Origin of the sequence: Martinezella lusitana, assembly GCF_900094565.1 — a bacterium.
In the GTDB taxonomy this organism is placed as follows: domain Bacteria; phylum Pseudomonadota; class Alphaproteobacteria; order Rhizobiales; family Rhizobiaceae; genus Rhizobium; species Rhizobium lusitanum.
This window is the reverse complement of the sequence record NZ_FMAF01000002.1, coordinates 139,101-153,987: the sequence shown is the minus strand read 5'-3', so window position 1 is coordinate 153,987 and position 14,887 is coordinate 139,101. Positions and strand designations below refer to the sequence as shown.

At 58.7% G+C, this 14,887-nt stretch carries 16 protein-coding genes and 1 tRNA gene; 6 read left to right on the top strand and 11 right to left on the bottom strand.

Going from position 1 to position 14,887, the window contains the following annotated elements:
- Nucleotides 1–81 precede the first annotated feature (81 nt).
- The 10 genes from GA0061101_RS04050 to GA0061101_RS04005 all read right to left on the bottom strand — a co-directional run bounded on the left by GA0061101_RS04050 (nucleotide 82) and on the right by GA0061101_RS04005 (nucleotide 9,229).
- Nucleotides 82–1,047 carry a GDP-mannose 4,6-dehydratase gene (locus GA0061101_RS04050; protein ID WP_092573096.1) on the bottom strand — a complete coding sequence of 322 codons (966 nt, stop codon included), beginning with the start codon at nucleotides 1,045–1,047 and terminating at the stop codon, nucleotides 82–84.
- Between the two features lie 28 nt (nucleotides 1,048–1,075).
- Nucleotides 1,076–2,050: a GDP-mannose 4,6-dehydratase gene (gene gmd, locus GA0061101_RS04045; protein ID WP_092573095.1), complete on the bottom strand. Its 975-nt coding sequence runs from the start codon at nucleotides 2,048–2,050 to the stop codon at nucleotides 1,076–1,078.
- 352 nt (nucleotides 2,051–2,402) lie between these two features.
- Complete coding sequence (locus tag GA0061101_RS04040; protein ID WP_092573094.1) at nucleotides 2,403–3,536, bottom strand: glycosyltransferase family 4 protein; 1,134 nt, start codon at nucleotides 3,534–3,536, stop codon at nucleotides 2,403–2,405.
- Nucleotides 3,537–3,659: 123 nt separating this feature from the next.
- Entirely contained in the window at nucleotides 3,660–4,208 is a 549-nt protein-coding gene (rfbC, locus tag GA0061101_RS04035; RefSeq protein ID WP_092573093.1) for a dTDP-4-dehydrorhamnose 3,5-epimerase, read from the bottom strand.
- A gap of 62 nt (nucleotides 4,209–4,270) precedes the next feature.
- Entirely contained in the window at nucleotides 4,271–5,158 is an 888-nt protein-coding gene (gene rfbA / locus GA0061101_RS04030) for a glucose-1-phosphate thymidylyltransferase RfbA (RefSeq protein WP_092573092.1), read from the bottom strand.
- Nucleotides 5,159–5,241: 83 nt separating this feature from the next.
- The gene (gene rfbD / locus GA0061101_RS04025) at nucleotides 5,242–6,141 is read right to left on the bottom strand and encodes a dTDP-4-dehydrorhamnose reductase (RefSeq protein ID WP_092573091.1); all 900 of its coding nucleotides are present in this window, start codon (nucleotides 6,139–6,141) and stop codon (nucleotides 5,242–5,244) included.
- Nucleotides 6,138–7,205, bottom strand: a complete 1,068-nt coding sequence (gene rfbB, locus GA0061101_RS04020; RefSeq protein WP_092573090.1) for a dTDP-glucose 4,6-dehydratase — start codon at nucleotides 7,203–7,205, stop codon at nucleotides 6,138–6,140. The genes rfbD and rfbB overlap by 4 nt, the downstream gene beginning before the upstream one ends.
- 522 nt (nucleotides 7,206–7,727) lie before the next feature.
- Nucleotides 7,728–7,801: transfer RNA gene (locus GA0061101_RS04015), tRNA-Gln, on the bottom strand.
- Nucleotides 7,802–8,040: 239 nt separating this feature from the next.
- Nucleotides 8,041–8,676, bottom strand: coding sequence for an NrsF family protein (locus tag GA0061101_RS04010; protein WP_092573089.1), 636 nt, complete (start codon nucleotides 8,674–8,676; stop codon nucleotides 8,041–8,043).
- Nucleotides 8,663–9,229 carry a sigma-70 family RNA polymerase sigma factor gene (locus tag GA0061101_RS04005; RefSeq protein ID WP_037195762.1) on the bottom strand — a complete coding sequence of 189 codons (567 nt, stop codon included), beginning with the start codon at nucleotides 9,227–9,229 and terminating at the stop codon, nucleotides 8,663–8,665. Before GA0061101_RS04005 ends, GA0061101_RS04010 begins: the two co-directional genes overlap by 14 nt.
- 312 nt (nucleotides 9,230–9,541) lie before the next feature.
- On the opposite strand from GA0061101_RS04005, the gene GA0061101_RS04000 reads away from it, so the two are divergent.
- From GA0061101_RS04000 to GA0061101_RS03980, 5 genes are all read left to right on the top strand, one after another.
- Nucleotides 9,542–9,808, top strand: coding sequence for a BufA1 family periplasmic bufferin-type metallophore (locus GA0061101_RS04000; protein WP_037195760.1), 267 nt, complete (start codon nucleotides 9,542–9,544; stop codon nucleotides 9,806–9,808).
- 47 nt (nucleotides 9,809–9,855) lie between these two features.
- A complete protein-coding gene (locus GA0061101_RS03995; RefSeq protein WP_037195758.1) occupies nucleotides 9,856–10,140 on the top strand; it encodes a BufA1 family periplasmic bufferin-type metallophore in 285 nt (94 codons plus the stop codon).
- An 84-nt stretch (nucleotides 10,141–10,224) separates the two neighbouring features.
- Nucleotides 10,225–11,079 (top strand): MNIO family bufferin maturase, encoded by an 855-nt coding sequence (bufB, locus tag GA0061101_RS03990; RefSeq protein ID WP_092573088.1) that lies wholly within the window; start codon nucleotides 10,225–10,227, stop codon nucleotides 11,077–11,079.
- A 9-nt stretch (nucleotides 11,080–11,088) separates the two neighbouring features.
- A complete protein-coding gene (locus tag GA0061101_RS03985; RefSeq protein WP_092573087.1) occupies nucleotides 11,089–11,844 on the top strand; it encodes an HvfC/BufC N-terminal domain-containing protein in 756 nt (251 codons plus the stop codon).
- Nucleotides 11,845–11,862: 18 nt separating this feature from the next.
- Nucleotides 11,863–12,348: a DoxX family protein gene (locus GA0061101_RS03980; protein WP_092573086.1), complete on the top strand. Its 486-nt coding sequence runs from the start codon at nucleotides 11,863–11,865 to the stop codon at nucleotides 12,346–12,348.
- A gap of 67 nt (nucleotides 12,349–12,415) precedes the next feature.
- Here the strand turns inward: GA0061101_RS03980 and GA0061101_RS03975 are convergent, their stop codons facing one another.
- On the bottom strand, nucleotides 12,416–13,372 hold the full coding sequence (locus GA0061101_RS03975; RefSeq protein ID WP_037195748.1) for a phytanoyl-CoA dioxygenase family protein: 957 nt from the start codon (nucleotides 13,370–13,372) through the stop codon (nucleotides 12,416–12,418).
- Between the two features lie 480 nt (nucleotides 13,373–13,852).
- Here GA0061101_RS03975 and GA0061101_RS03965 point away from each other — a divergent pair, with 480 nt between their 5' ends.
- The gene (locus GA0061101_RS03965; protein WP_092573085.1) at nucleotides 13,853–14,770 is read left to right on the top strand and encodes a DUF1003 domain-containing protein; all 918 of its coding nucleotides are present in this window, start codon (nucleotides 13,853–13,855) and stop codon (nucleotides 14,768–14,770) included.
- Nucleotides 14,771–14,887 lie beyond the last annotated feature (117 nt).

The window sequence follows — 14,887 nt, the reverse complement described above, 5'->3', positions numbered from 1 at the left end:
CTCGCGTCCCGGGCAGCGTCCTCCAGATCGCAGATTTGATCGTCCTCTGCTGACGCGCAAGCTCCGCGCTGGTCTACATTATCAGCGCGCGATCCGGATCTTCCAGTCCTCGAACACGTCGCCAAGGGTGCGACGCAGGTCTATTTCCGGCTTCCAGCCCAGGGCTTCGAAGGCCGCCTTGTTATCACCGGCGGCGACGGCAATTTCCGATCCGCGCAACCGCTTCGGATCAACTTCAACGTCGACATCCGATCCGGACAGCTCGATCAGCATATCGAGTATCGACCGAATCTGCACCGGCCGGCCTGACGATAGATTGAAGACTCCACCCAGAACCTCGGATGTCACGTCGTTCAGCGCGGCATCGGCATAGGCGCGCACGACGTCGCGAACGTCGAGAAAGTCGCGGTATGCCGAAAGATTCCCGACGCTGATACGAGGAACTCCGACACCCGAGACAATTTCGGCGAGTTGCTTCGCGAAAGCGGGTACGACATAGTCGACCGTCTGGCCAGGTCCGGTATGGTTGAACGGACGAAACCGGATCGCTTTCAATCCATCATAGGCAAGTTGGCCGATCAAAATATCGGCCGCCGCTTTCGTCGCGCCGTAGACATTCATCGGCTTGAGCGCCGCGGTTTCCTTTATCGGCACCTTCGCCGCGTCAACGAACGAGGCGCCATAGGCTTCAGAGCTGCCGACGAAGACAAACCGGGCCTCCGGCGCATATTCCATCACGGCATAGGCGAGATTCATCGTACCCTGGAAATTCACATCCCAGGCCCGCTGTGGCATCTTTCGCGCATCCCCCGGGGCGGCGATGGCAGCGAGATGGATGATGGTCGTCGGGCGGCAATCGCGGATCAAGGTCGCCACCTGCTCCCGATCCGCAATTTCGGTCTTCCAGTCCGATACATCGCTTTGACCGGCGGTCAGAACGGTCAGCTCCGTACCCAACTCCAGCCGTCGCTTGTTGAGCTCATGCAACAGCCACGAGCCCACGAAGCCGCTCGCGCCTGTTACAAGAATTCGATGTTCCCTCGGCATGAGCTGCCTCGCCATCCGCTAGAGAGTCTTACTTGTCCAACCGCTTGAGGTCGGCCTCGACCATTTCGACAATCATCTCTTCGAGGCTGATTTTCGGCTCCCACCCAAACGTCTTGCGAGCCTTCTCCGGGTTGCCGAGCAGCACATCCACTTCCGCCGGTCGGAAGAGTTGAGGATCGATCACCAGATGATCCTCCATCTGCAGGCCGACATGCTGAAAGGCGATGGCACACATGTCGCGCACGGTCGTCGTCCGACCGGTCGCAATGACATAGTCGTCAGCGACGTCCTGCTGCAGCATCAGCCACATGGCACGAACATAATCCTTCGAATGCCCCCAATCGCGCTTGGCATCGATATTTCCGAGCCGAAGTTCGTTTGCCAGGCCAAGCTTGATGCGAGCGACCGCATCCGTCACCTTGCGCGTGACGAACTCGATACCGCGAAGTGGAGATTCATGGTTGAAGAGAATGCCGCTCGACGCATGCAGGCCGAAACTCTCACGATAGTTGATCGTGATCCAATGGCCGTAGAGCTTGGCGACCGCATAGGGCGAGCGCGGGTAGAAGGGCGTCAGCTCCGACTGCATCGGCTCCTGAATGAGCCCGTACATTTCCGAGGAAGACGCCTGATAGAAGCGAGCCTCAGGCCGCTCGAGACGGATGGCCTCCAGGATATTCGTCACGCCGAGAGCCGTTACCTGGCCGGTGAGATAGGGCTGCTGCCAGGAGGACTTGACGAAGGATTGAGCACCGAGATTATAGACTTCGTCCGGCTTAACGTCCTTTACGGTACGGACGAGACCGGAAAGATCCATCAAGTCACCGTCGACGATACGGACGTCTTGCTCGATGCCAAGCCATTGCAGGCGACTGAGATTGACATCCGAAGTGCTTGAACGACGGGCAAGTCCGTGGACTTCATAACCGTTTTTCAGCAATAGTTCCGCCAGATAGGCGCCGTCCTGACCCGTGATCCCCGTTACCAGTGCTTTCTTCGCCACTTATATCTCCATTCTCGCCGCATTTGACCAAATTGCTTACAGCAAGGCACCGCTTTTTGCCGAACACATAGTTACGTCCGGGCACCGATTTTCCAGCGCCATTTAGCCGTTATGTGAGCCAATGACAACGACTGGCGACAAGCTCCCTCATCGCGTGCATTATCGATAACAAAAAACCACCTATGAGGAAGTCCATACTGCAATCGTTCGTTCCATGTCAAAATCGGACTGGGCAGCAAGTTTGGGGATTCTGGAGCCGCCGCATTCGTCGGCCGCAATTGGGCACCGAAGACAGACCGTGTCATAATAGGCCGAACGAGCTCAATTGAAGACTTCCGCGATCGAATTTTCCCTAGACGCGCTCGCTCTGGATCGGCAATTCGCCCGCCAGTTCGCGATATAGACCATAATAGGCCAAGCACATTTTCTCAGCTGTGAAATGCGAGAGATAGCGATCCCGGGCCGCGGCACCCATCGCGATCGTCTTCTCCCTGTCCTGCCAGATGCGCTTCATCGCATCCGATAGGGCATCAATGTCATTCGGCGGTACCACGAATCCCGTCTCGTTGTTCAAATTGACGAAACTTGTCCCAGTGCCGATTTCGCAGGAAATCATCGGCTTGCCGAACATGGCAGCCTCGACGAGCGACAGTCCGAAAGCCTCTGAACGGAGCGGGGACGGGAAAACCAGCGCCTCGCAGAGTTCGAGCAGGGCGATCTTGTCGGGATCCGGCAGGGCGCCGACAAAGTGGACATTGTGGACACCTTGTTCGGCCGACTGCTTCAACTCCGCTTCCATCGGCCCGCTGCCGACGACGACGACGCTTAGGCCGTTCCTCCTTGCCGCCTCCAGCAGGATGTGGACACCTTTGTAATATCTCAGAACGCCGACAAACAGGAGAAAGCGGTCGGGAAAGCGGTTGCGCCACCGCGCACGGGTCGCCTCATCAGCCCTTGGATAGTCCGCCTCGTCGAGACCCAAGGAAATGACTGTCGTCTTCGATTCGAACCGTTTCAGGACGTCACTCGACGCCAGATAGTTGGGGGACGTCGCAACGATGCGATCGACACTTTTCAAAAAGCGAGACATCAACGGCTTGTAGAATTGCAGCAGGACCTTTTGCTTCACGATATCGGAATGATAGGTGACGACCGTCGGCTTGTCGGTATGGGCCGCAAGATGGACGATATCCATCACCGGCCAGGGGAAATGATAGTGGACGATGTCAGCCCTGCTGCTCAGCTCGCGAAAACGTCCGAACACCTCGCGCGAGAAGCCGGTGGAGGCGAATTCGAAATCGAGTCTGGCCTTGTGAGCCATATGGCCATCGAATTCCACGCTGTGTTCGCTGGGCTTTTTGCTAAGTGACAGAACATCGGATTCGACGCCGTATATGGCAGTCCCTTTGGCAATCGCATGGATCGTCCGCTCGACACCACCAAATGTATCGGGCCAATATGTTTTGAAGAAATGTAGAACGCGCATGCTATTCCTGTATCGAAAAGCGATGGCGGCGTCACCTACGGCATCGTTTGGCCTGTCAAAAACACATGACGAGTCGCATTGCCTTGCATGCATGCTTCGCCGGCGAGCGGCCCCGATATCGTCTCAATCGAATAGTTCTGCGTCCGCGAGCAACGGCTGGCGTTGATCCTTGGCGGAAAGTGTCGATACGTCGGCGGTTTTCCAGTCGATGGCGATTTGCGGGTCATCCCAGCGAATTCCGCGATCGCTCTCCGGCGCATAATAATCCGTCGTCTTGTAAAGGAATTCGACATGGTCGCTTAGCGTCAGGAACCCATGGGCAAATCCTTCCGGGATCCAAAGCTGGCGCTTGTTTTCCTCCGACAGCAAAACCCCCACCCATTGCCCGAATGTCGGCGAGGATTTCCGGATATCGACAGCGACATCATAGACTTCGCCAACTACGACCCGAACGAGCTTGGCCTGGGCATGCGGCGGCAACTGATAGTGCAGACCGCGCAAGACGCCCTTTCCCGACCGGCTATGGTTGTCCTGCACGAAATCGGCGCTTCGCCCGATCGCCGCCTCGAACTTGGCCTTGCTGAAGCTTTCGAAGAAGAAGCCACGGTCGTCGGCAAACACCGTGGGTTCGATGATCTTGACATCCGGAATGGCGGTATCGATGGCTTTCATTCGTCTTCCTGCTTCAGTTGATCGCATTGCGGAGGCAAGCTGCGGGAGATGTCACGGCGCGGTCAGAATATCCGCTCGCGCAGCATTCCGAGAAGATATTGCCCGTAGCCGTTCTTCTTCAGCGGAAGGGCCAGCGCCTCGACCTGCGATGCATCGATCCAGCCGCTGCGATAGGCGATTTCCTCGGGGCAGGCGACTTTCAGGCCCTGCCGGTTTTCGATGGTGGCGATATAGTGACTGGCCTCCAGCATGGATTCGTGCGTGCCGGTGTCGAGCCAGGCATAGCCACGCCCCATTGTCTGCACATCCAGTTGTCCGGTGTTCAGATAATGCATGTTGACATCGGTTATTTCCAGTTCGCCGCGCGGCGAAGGGCGTATGGATTTCGCCACGTCGACAACGCTCGCATCATAGAAATAGAGCCCGGTGATGGCATAATTGCTCTTCGGCAGCGCCGGCTTTTCCTCCAGGCTGATCGCCCTGCCCTGCTCATCGAACTCGACCACACCGTAGCGATGCGGGTCCTGGACGTGATAGGCAAAGACAGTTGCTCCGGCCTCTTTGTCGCCCGCCTGATGGAGCAGCCCCGAGAAGTCATGTCCATAGAAAATATTGTCCCCGAGCACTAGGGCGGACGGTGCTCCATCCAGGAATTTCTCGCCGATCAGGAATGCCTGCGCCAGACCATCCGGGCTCGGCTGAACCGCGTACTCAAGCTTGATCCCCCATTGGCTGCCATCCTTCAACAGCTGCTCGAAACGGGGCGTATCCTGCGGCGTCGAGATGATGAGGATTTCGCGGATGCCGGCCAGCATCAAGGTCGTCAGCGGATAGTAGATCATCGGCTTGTCGTAGATCGGCAGGAGCTGCTTGCTGACGGCCAGCGTAACAGGATAGAGGCGTGTTCCCGATCCACCAGCGAGTATGATGCCTTTGCGTGCCTTGTTCATGGTCCAGCGTCTCGTCTCTATCGCGTTCTCGTTCCGTCAGGCCATGGAGGGTGACCACAAGCCTTCATGAGATCTTGCCAGTTTCAATGCGTCGAAGGCTTCAGCCTGTCGATGACGTCCTCGACACCCTCCTGCCAGGCAGGAAGACTGAGGTCAAAGCCATCCATAAGCTTTGTGCAATCCAGTCTCGAATTGTGCGGGCGCTTTGCAGGCGTCGGGTATTCGGCGGTCGGGATAGGCTTGAGCGCGTCGATGGTCAGCGCAAGCTTGACGTCCCTGGCAGATACCTGGCGGACGATATGCGCCGCATAGCCATGCCACGACGTGTTGCCTTGCGCGCTGAGATGATAGGTACCCGACAAATCCGACGCATCCGGACGGGCGATACGCTCGATGACCGTGCGCGTGACATCGGCGATCAGGGCCGCCGATGTCGGCGCCCCCACCTGGTCTGCAACAACATTCAAGGAGCTGCGCTCTTGCGCGAGCCGAAGGATGGTCTTCAGGAAGTTGTTGCCGTGATGGCCGTAAACCCAGCTCGTACGAAGGATGAGATGGCGACCGCCGGCGGAGCGGACGGCCTCTTCACCCAGCCATTTGCTTTCGCCGTAGACCGATTGCGGATTGGCCGTATCGCTCTCCACATACGCATCGGCTTTTGTGCCGTCGAAAACATAATCGGTCGAATAGTGGACCAGCCAGGCGCCGTTGTCGGCGGCCCAGCGCGCCAATATCCCCGGCGCCGCGGCATTCACGGCCATCGCCTGCTCCGCGTCGCTCTCGGCACGATCAACAGCCGTATAGGCGGCCGGATTTACGATGACGCGCGGCCTGTGCGCCTGCAGTGCTAAGAGAATGCTTGCCTCATTGGCAAGATCCATCTCCCCGCGGGTCATGGCCACCACGTCGCCGAGTGCTGCGAGCGAGCGCTGCAATTCGAACCCGACCTGTCCGTTGGCGCCCGTCACCAGAATTGTGCTCACAGCTGCACCTCATACTGCTTGCCGACCCATTCGCGATAGGCGCCACTGGTGACGTTTTGCACCCAATCCTGGTTACCGAGATACCATTCGATCGTCTTGCGAATGCCCGTCTCGAACGTCTCCTCGGGCTTCCAGCCCAGTTCGCGTTCGAGCTTGCGGGCATCGATGGCATAGCGGCGATCGTGACCGGGCCTGTCCTTCACAAAGGCGATCTGATCGCGGTAACGGGTGCCATCGGCCTTCGGCCGCAGCTCATCGAGGATGGCGCAGATGGTATGAACCACATCCAGATTGGGCTTTTCGTTCCAGCCGCCGACATTGTAGGTCTCACCGACCCTGCCGGCTTCCAGCACGCGACGAATGGCGCTGCAGTGATCCCTGACGTAAAGCCAGTCGCGGATCTGCTGTCCGTCGCCATAGATCGGGAGGTTCTTGCCCGAAAGCGCATTCAGGATCACCAGCGGGATCAGCTTTTCCGGAAAGTGATAGGGGCCGTAATTGTTGCTGCAATTCGTCGTCAGCACCGGCAGCCCATAGGTATGATGCCAGGCGCGAACGAGATGATCCGATGCAGCCTTGCTGGCCGAATAGGGGCTGTTCGGCTCATAGCGATTGAGCTCGTTGAACGGCGCGTCGTCCTTGGACAGCGTACCGTAGACCTCATCGGTCGAGACATGGAGAAAGCGGAAGGCCGGCTTCTCGTCGCCCGGCAAGCCATCCCAGTGACCACGAACCGCCTCCAGCAGATTGAACGTGCCGACGACATTCGTCTGAATGAAATCGCCAGGCCCGTGAATGGATCGGTCGACATGGCTTTCGGCGGCAAAATTGATCACCGCGCGGGGTTGGTGGGTCGCAAGCAACGTATCGACCAGTCCGCGGTCACCGATATCGCCATGTACGAACACATGACGATTATCGCCGTTCAATCCCCTCAGCGTATCCAGATTGCCGGCATAGGTCAGCTTGTCGAGGTTGATGACCCTTTCATCACCCTGCCTGAGCCAGTCGAGAACGAAATTCCCGCCAATAAAGCCGGCTCCTCCGGAAACCAATATCGTCATTTAAATTCCATTTTTGCCGAAATTTTTTATAAAACTGCAGCCGAGGCCTGCAGCACCGAGAAATAAACAGCGTTGGCAATGTCCCCGCCACCTGAAGCCTGCTCGAGCATACTGGAGAACGGTGGGCGGCGTACAAAAGATGGCCGGGACCGATCCGCCGGTCTCACCAGGTCACCCTGAGGACGCTGTACGCAGAACCGTCGCCGGAGAACCACTATGGGCTTGGGCTGGAATCAATTCCATTTGGCGGGAGACAATCATCCCTTCTTGAAATGTTCGCATAGGAACAACGACGCAGCTCTTCATGTGCGGCGGCAATTGGCTAAATCAGGCTACCTTATTATCCGGCGACACCACCAAACACAATATACCGTGACAAGCAATGGTTGAGATTCGCAACTCCTTTGAAAAAAAATTAACTGAACTTCAGCGCGATCCGGAAGCGTCAACCGGCTTCGAAAGCGACTAGAGTAACCCGGCTCGAGCCAAGGCTGCTACTTCTATTGATTGGAAGCCGAGAATTGGCTGGGGAACCTGGACTCGAACCAAGATTAACGGAGTCAGAGTCCGTCGTTCTACCATTGAACTATTCCCCAACGGCCGCCTAGCGATGAAATCGTTCGCGGCGAAGGCTGCGCCTCTATAATAGAATTCGCCGCAGATGCAAATAGTTTAACGCGGACAAATGCAATTTTTTGAAAGCCAAAAGCTGAAATCCGGGATGGCCGGCGAATGCGCGTTCTTCAAGGGGATTCTGCGGATATCACCGTCCGCGTCGCCCATGACAGCTGATCAGGGATAACCGGCGTCTCTCAAGACCAGCATTTCGGCCGGTTTACCAGCGCAAGATGCGTCGGCCGATCACATAACCTACCGCGGTGACCATGGCGATTGCCATCGGATACCAGAGCAGGACGAAAAGCGGGCTGTCATCCGTGCAGTTGGATGCATAAAAGGTCGCGGCGATGCCGCTGGCGGCAAGCCCCGCGACGGCGCCGGCCAAACCCGGCCGCTCCGGCGCCCCATGACGCAATGCAAAGAGGAAGCAGGCAAGCGGGCCGATCGACAATAATGGGATGAGCGTCAGGCAAAAGCGGGCATTGTGTCCGATCATCCGTGCGCTCCAGCTATCCGCCGGCATGACCGCCATCTCGACGGCCGCCGCCGCCAGCAGCAATAGCGGCGCGGCCAGAAGCGTCCAGCCCCAGATGCGCAAGGAGACGCCTGGCCGGCCGATGCGGAAGACGACGGCGCAGGCCGTCGCGGCGAGAGCGATCGTGACGACGAATTTGAACAGGAAACGAACGGTCTCGATCGCGCTGCCTATATCGGCGCGGAAACCGATCATCGCAAAGAAAATGCCACCGCTGATCAGGATGCCCGCGATGACCGACAGGGCCAGGACCTTGCCGATCCGCGTGCGGACCGGCGCATCCTGCGCCAAAAGATTGATGAGGTCATCGGTTTTCACTGGTCTCACTCCGGTACAAGGCCGCAAGCACCTTCAAAGCACGATGCAGTGCAACACGCACCGCACCTTCCGTCATCCGCAACCGATCCGCCGTCTCCCGCACGCTGGTTCCCTCGACGGAAATCGAGCGCACGATGGTCTTCTGCGGATCCTTCAATTGTTCCAACATACGATCGACGTCTAACCGATCCAAGGCGTCCGTCTGGTCTTCCGCCTCGAGAATATCGATCACGTCATCGATCGGTACGCTCGTATGTCGTCCACGTCGCCTGAGGCCGTCGATCAGCTTGTTGCGCACGATCGTCGATATCCACGGGCCGATCGGGCGCGATGCGTCCCAGGTTCCGCGCTTCAGATGGATGGTCAGCAGCACTTCCTGAACCACGTCCTCGGCCTCGCTTACCGGCGCGCCGAACTGTTCGCAACGCCGGCGCGCCATGGCGCGCAGATGCGGTGTCACTGCGGACAGAAAACGATGGTAGGCCTGCACGTCGCCGTTGACGGCGGCACGCATCCAGACTGCCCATTGCTCTTCGCGCGCCGAATGATTCACCCGACATCTCCTCTACGCAGGACCGCAGGCTTTCGTTACCGGCAACGGCCATTCTTTTTCAAGCCTTTTCGGAACAGGCTTCGATCTAAGACGACGGCGCCGTGATCGAACGGTATTATTCGCCCGCTTGCGCGCTTCCGATTAGAGCATCATTCGCTACACTCAGAGCAGGTAGGCTAAACGCGTAGCCGGCGCATGACATCGTAATGACGTTCAAAAAAAATTCGCACCGCCTGTAACATCCGCTCGGACAGCTCCGTAGACCTTGATGCAAGCCAATGACGGCTCGCACCCCATCAAGGAGACAGTCCCATGAAGAACAGCCTCATCACCCTGGCCATTGCCGGTTCGATCGCCTCAGCACTTGCCTCCGTCGCGGTTCCCGCTGCGGCTGCCGACTCCAAGGAAAAATGCTACGGTGTCGCCCTCAAGGGTCAAAATGATTGCGCCGCAGGCAAGCATGATTGCGCCGGCAAGTCGACCATGAGCTACGACAAGATGTCCTTCAAGCTCGTTCCGACCGGCACCTGCACCTCCATGAAGACCCCGAAGGGCCACGGCACGCTGACCCCGGCTTGACCCTAACCCGGATCACCGATCCAATCACAGGATGTAAGGAGCATGGCATGAACAAGATTTCCGCAGTCGCCTTGGCCGCGTCGGTCGCGACGGCTTTGACATTGGTCGCCGGCGTCACCACCGCCTCGGCCGCCGATGCCAAGGAAAAATGCTACGGCGTCGCCCTCAAGGGCCAGAATGATTGCGCCGCCGGTCCCGGCACGACCTGCGCCGGTACATCGAAAGTCGATTACCAGCGCAACTCGTGGAAGCTCGTTCCCGCCGGAACCTGCGAAACGATGAAGACACCGAACGGCCACGGCACCCTGATGCAGGGTCCGGCGCCTGTCTGACCCAAGCGCGGTGACGCAGGGCGGCGCAAATTCCCGCGCGCCGCCCTCCTCCCAAGATCAAGCATATCCAAATGGAGGCTTGCAATGAAACCGTCAGAACTTCCCCGTCGCGCCGGCGTCGGCTTCAAGCCGGAGCATTTCGCCGCCATAGACGCCGTAAGCCAACCGATCGGCTTTTTCGAGGTCCATGCCGAAAACTACATGGGCGCCGGCGGACCGCCGCATGCTCAACTCGGCAAGCTCCGTCAGGACTATGCCCTGTCCATTCACGGCGTCGGCCTTTCGATCGGCTCGATGCAGCCGCTTGATGCCGATCACCTCGCCCGCCTGAAGATCGTCTGCGACCGCTACGAGCCGGAGAGCTTTTCCGAGCATCTGGCATGGTCGAGCCACGACACCACCTTTCTCAACGATCTCCTGCCTTTGCCCTATACCGAAGCGACCCTCGCCCAGGTTTGCGCCCATATCGATGAAGTGCAGACGCTGCTCGGCCGCCAGATGCTGCTCGAGAATCCGGCTACATATCTGCTGTTCGAGGAAAGCACGATCGAGGAAGTCGATTTTCTCTCAGAGGTGGCCCACCGTACCGGCTGCGGCCTGCTGCTCGACGTCAACAACGTCTTCGTCGCCGCCACCAATCACAGGCTGGATCCGCGCGACTACCTCAAACGTTTTCCAGTGCAGCAGGTGCGCGAAATCCACCTGAGCGGCCATTCGGAAACCACCGACGATGCCGGCGCGCCGCTTCTGATCGACAGCCACGACACGCCGGTGAAGGATCCGGTCTGGGAACTCTATGAGGAGCTGATCACCCGCACGGGACCGATCGCCAGCCTGGTCGAGTGGGACAATGATGTCCCGCAATGGCCGGTTCTAAGGGCCGAGGCGGAGGCCGCCGGCACCATCCTGCGGCGTGCCGCCGAACGCTGGGCGGCATGAGGAGGAGTGATGTCTCTCTCGACGCAAACCGAATTCGCCGCAGCGCTTGTCGATCCCGACCGGTCCGTTCCTGAGGGCCTCGCGGCCTGGAACGGTCCCCGCCCCGAGCGACGCTTCGGCGTCTACCGCAACAACGTCGCCATCGGCCTGATCGGCGCGCTCGCCTCGCGCTTTCCGGCTGCCGAAAAGATTGTCGGCGAGGAATTCTTCGCCGCCATGGCGCACGAATTCATCCGGCAGCATCCGCCGCGATCGCCGTTGCTGCTGGCTTATGGCGACGGCTTTGCCGATTTCGTCGCGATATTCGAACCCGCGCGCGAAATTCCCTATCTGCCCGATGTCATCAGACTGGAGACTGCACGCGGCAGGGCCTATCACGCCACCGACTCAACGCCGCTCGACGCCGCCTTGCTGGCAACGATCGAGCCGGAAGGGCTGGCAGGTTTAAGCTTCGTGGCACATCCCTCCGCGTCGATCATTCGCTCGGCCTTTCCGGCGGTCACCATTTGGGCGATGAACGTCGGTGAGATCGAGCTGGCGGACATTGAAGATTGGACGGGTGAGGATGCGCTCGTCGTTCGCCCGCGGATGACTGTGGAAGTGCACCGCTTGCCGGTCGGCGGCGCCGCCTTTCTCGAAGCGCTCATTGCCGGCGCCGATCTGGGCAGCGCCTTCGAGACGGCTCTTGCTGAAACTTCGGACTTCGATCTTTCCGCCAACCTTGCCGGCGCGCTCGCGGCCGGCGCATTCACGGCCGTTCGCTGAACGCCAGGGAGAACCAATATGCAAGACCAGATGATGACGGCCGCCATGGCCGAACGCGAAACCGTGCCGCAAAGGCTCCACGGCGCCCTCAGGCTTCTCGACCGCATTCCGCATGATCTGATCGCCCTCGTTGCGCGCCTGTCGATTGCCGCCGTCTTCTGGCAGTCCGGTCAGACCAAGGTGGATGGGTGGCATGTTACCGATAATGCCGTCTACCTCTTCCAGACGGAATACAAGCTGCCCTTCGTCGATCCCTGGATCGCCGCCCACATCGCCGCCTTCAGCGAGCATTTCTTTCCCTTTTTGCTGGTGATCGGCCTGGCCAGCCGGCTGTCGGCACTGGCACTGCTCGGCATGACGCTTGTCATTGAAATATTCGTCTACCCCGACGCCTGGCCGACGCACGGCACATGGGCGACCTGCTTTCTGGTGATCATCGCCGGCGGTCCGGGCCGGATCGCGCTCGATCATTTCATCGCCAAGCGGTTCGGCCGATCGTCATAATGCCGAAGCGGCAGGAGCGCCGGTCGCCGGCGCTCCACGGCATGGCTTCCACAGAATAATCCGCGCCCTATCGCAGCACGGGTTCCCCATGAAAGCGACGTTGCGACGGCTTCGAGACGCCAAAGCCGACTTCCATCATCAGGCGCGGCTTTTGCGTGGGAACGGTGCCCATGTGGAAGCCGAAAGGATCCTCGACAAAGCCGGAGCCGGCCTTGCCCGTCAGCGTTAAGGTGCTCGCTTGCCCATAATAATCGAGCACTTCGTCTGCCGAATGTCCGACAAGCAGCGTGAGTTGATGTTTGACACGCCTCCGCTTGTGGCTGCCTTTGACGAAGACGTGCGGGCCGGTGCCCTCGTCCACGTCGACCAAGTTGAAGAAGAACTTCAGCATCCGCCAGTCGTCGAGGTCGAAATGGAATTTGTCGAGCGAAGCCATGCTTCTGTCCGCTTCCGACGCCTGCGTCGGAAAACTCCACCAGATGCGCGTGGTAATCACCTTTGCCTGCCCACCGAGATATTGCCGGGCGACGTCGATCAACAGCGGATCGCGTTGAACTGCGAGGACCGCATCGCAATCGAGCGAGCGCTCGAAGAAATGCCCGCTGAGGATCGGGCGGGCGAAGCGGGTCTCCGCCTGCTTATGTTCGCTCGCGACGAATTCGAGCTTCCTGTTGAAATTGCCGAAGCAGCCGGTGGTTTGCGCGAATTCTGTGATTTCGCGATGGATATGGTCCGGGAGCATCAGGCCCGAATAGATGCCATCCGTCCGCAATGCGTTGACGACAGTGCCACGCTCGAGCTCGGTGAACATGGAAGCACCGGAAACGGGAAGCGTGACGGCTTGCCTGGTGGCAAACCAATGCATGCGCCGAAACGGGAGTGTTCGCGCCAGGAGGAACATCGGCAGCCAGGCTGGATTTTCCCGAAGATCGGTCAGGTAGGTGGGTATCCTGACAGCCATTCGCTTGAAGCGACCGCCTTGCCGGGCAATGGACTCCAAGTCTTTTGCCGGGGGATTGTGCATAGCTATCCTTTCCGCACATGTGCAAAAGCCACGCAACAGGCCCAACATCCTGTTGATGTAATTCTTTGAACATAAACATTTATTCGCTGCAGCGGGGGTCTCTGCTGCACTGCGGCAAATAGAAGCCGGTGGACCCCGGTCAAGGGGGCGGAAAATCACAATCCTGATTTAAACGGTAGAATTTTTCGCATAAACACGCTGCGATTTAGCAAATGCTTACGAAAGCGCACGGGCCGGTTGTTTTCACGGCCTCCGGTCCGAAAACAGCGTAGCCGGACGCATGAACGGGACATTTCATTTGCCGTTGCTTAGGACAATGGCGCTATTAAACACTTGGCAAGCGCAAGCCGAACGACAGGATCGAGACCTCGCGGCAACAAAGTTTGATGGCGGCTACGATTTTGACAGTCTTCCAACCGTCACAATCCTGTTCGCATTATTGGCTAAACGAGCGGAAAACGTGAAAGAAGGCCCCCGTATATGACAGAAACGAAGACCTTTGACCCGGCGGACGGGATAGTCGACTTCGATGCCGGCGAAGGCGAAGCCGCAACCGTGGTGGAGATGGACGACTATACCAAGAGCCTTGCCCAGGCGAAGGCAAAGTCCGTCAAGCTCGTCGATGCCATCACCGGCCAGACGCTCAAGAAAAAAGATGCCGTGCACGTCGACGACCTCCGCCCCTCGCTGGCGGATTTCATGCGGTTGAAACATCCCGAACTTCGCGCCGACGACTATATCAGCCGCAAGGCGATGGACGACTATCGCGCCCAGTATATCGCCGAGCTTTTGACCGATGAGCGCGGCGAGCTTTCGAACCTCGAAGACGAAGTCGTCGAAAGCCTGAAGACGCATGATACACTGGCCGAGAATATCGAAGAGGATTACGAGGATCACCGCTCCATCGGCGACCGCATGGCCGACATCGTCGCGTCCTTCGGCGGCAGTTGGACCTTCATCATTTCCTTCTGTTTGTTCCTGACCGTTTGGATGGGCATCAATGCCCTCATGGGCGAAAACAAGGCCTTCGATGCCTATCCGTTCATTCTGCTGAACCTCATTCTCTCGACGATCGCTGCATTGCAGGCTCCCATCATCATGATGAGCCAGCGCCGGCAGGAAGCAAAGGACCGGCTGCGCGCGCTCAACGACTACAAGGTCAACCTGAAAGCTGAACTGGAAATCCGCCACCTGCATGAAAAGGTCGACCATCTCCTCAATCGCCAATGGGAGCGGCTCACCGAAATCCAGCAGATCCAGATCGAGATGATGCTGGAACAGGCCAAGGCGGCCACACGCGCCATGAAGGCCAACAAGGCGGTGAAAGCCAAGACCAGTGCGCTGAAGAGCCTCTTCGGCAAGGTCAAGGAACCCGAGCCGGACGATTCGCCGAATTGACGCGACGAAGACCGATGCGGCCATGGCCCTGCCCCGCGGCCATGGTTGCGCCGGATAGCCGGCTATTCTCCAAAGTTGGTTCTGCGGATCTCGGTCCCGCAAGATAGTCGACCCAAG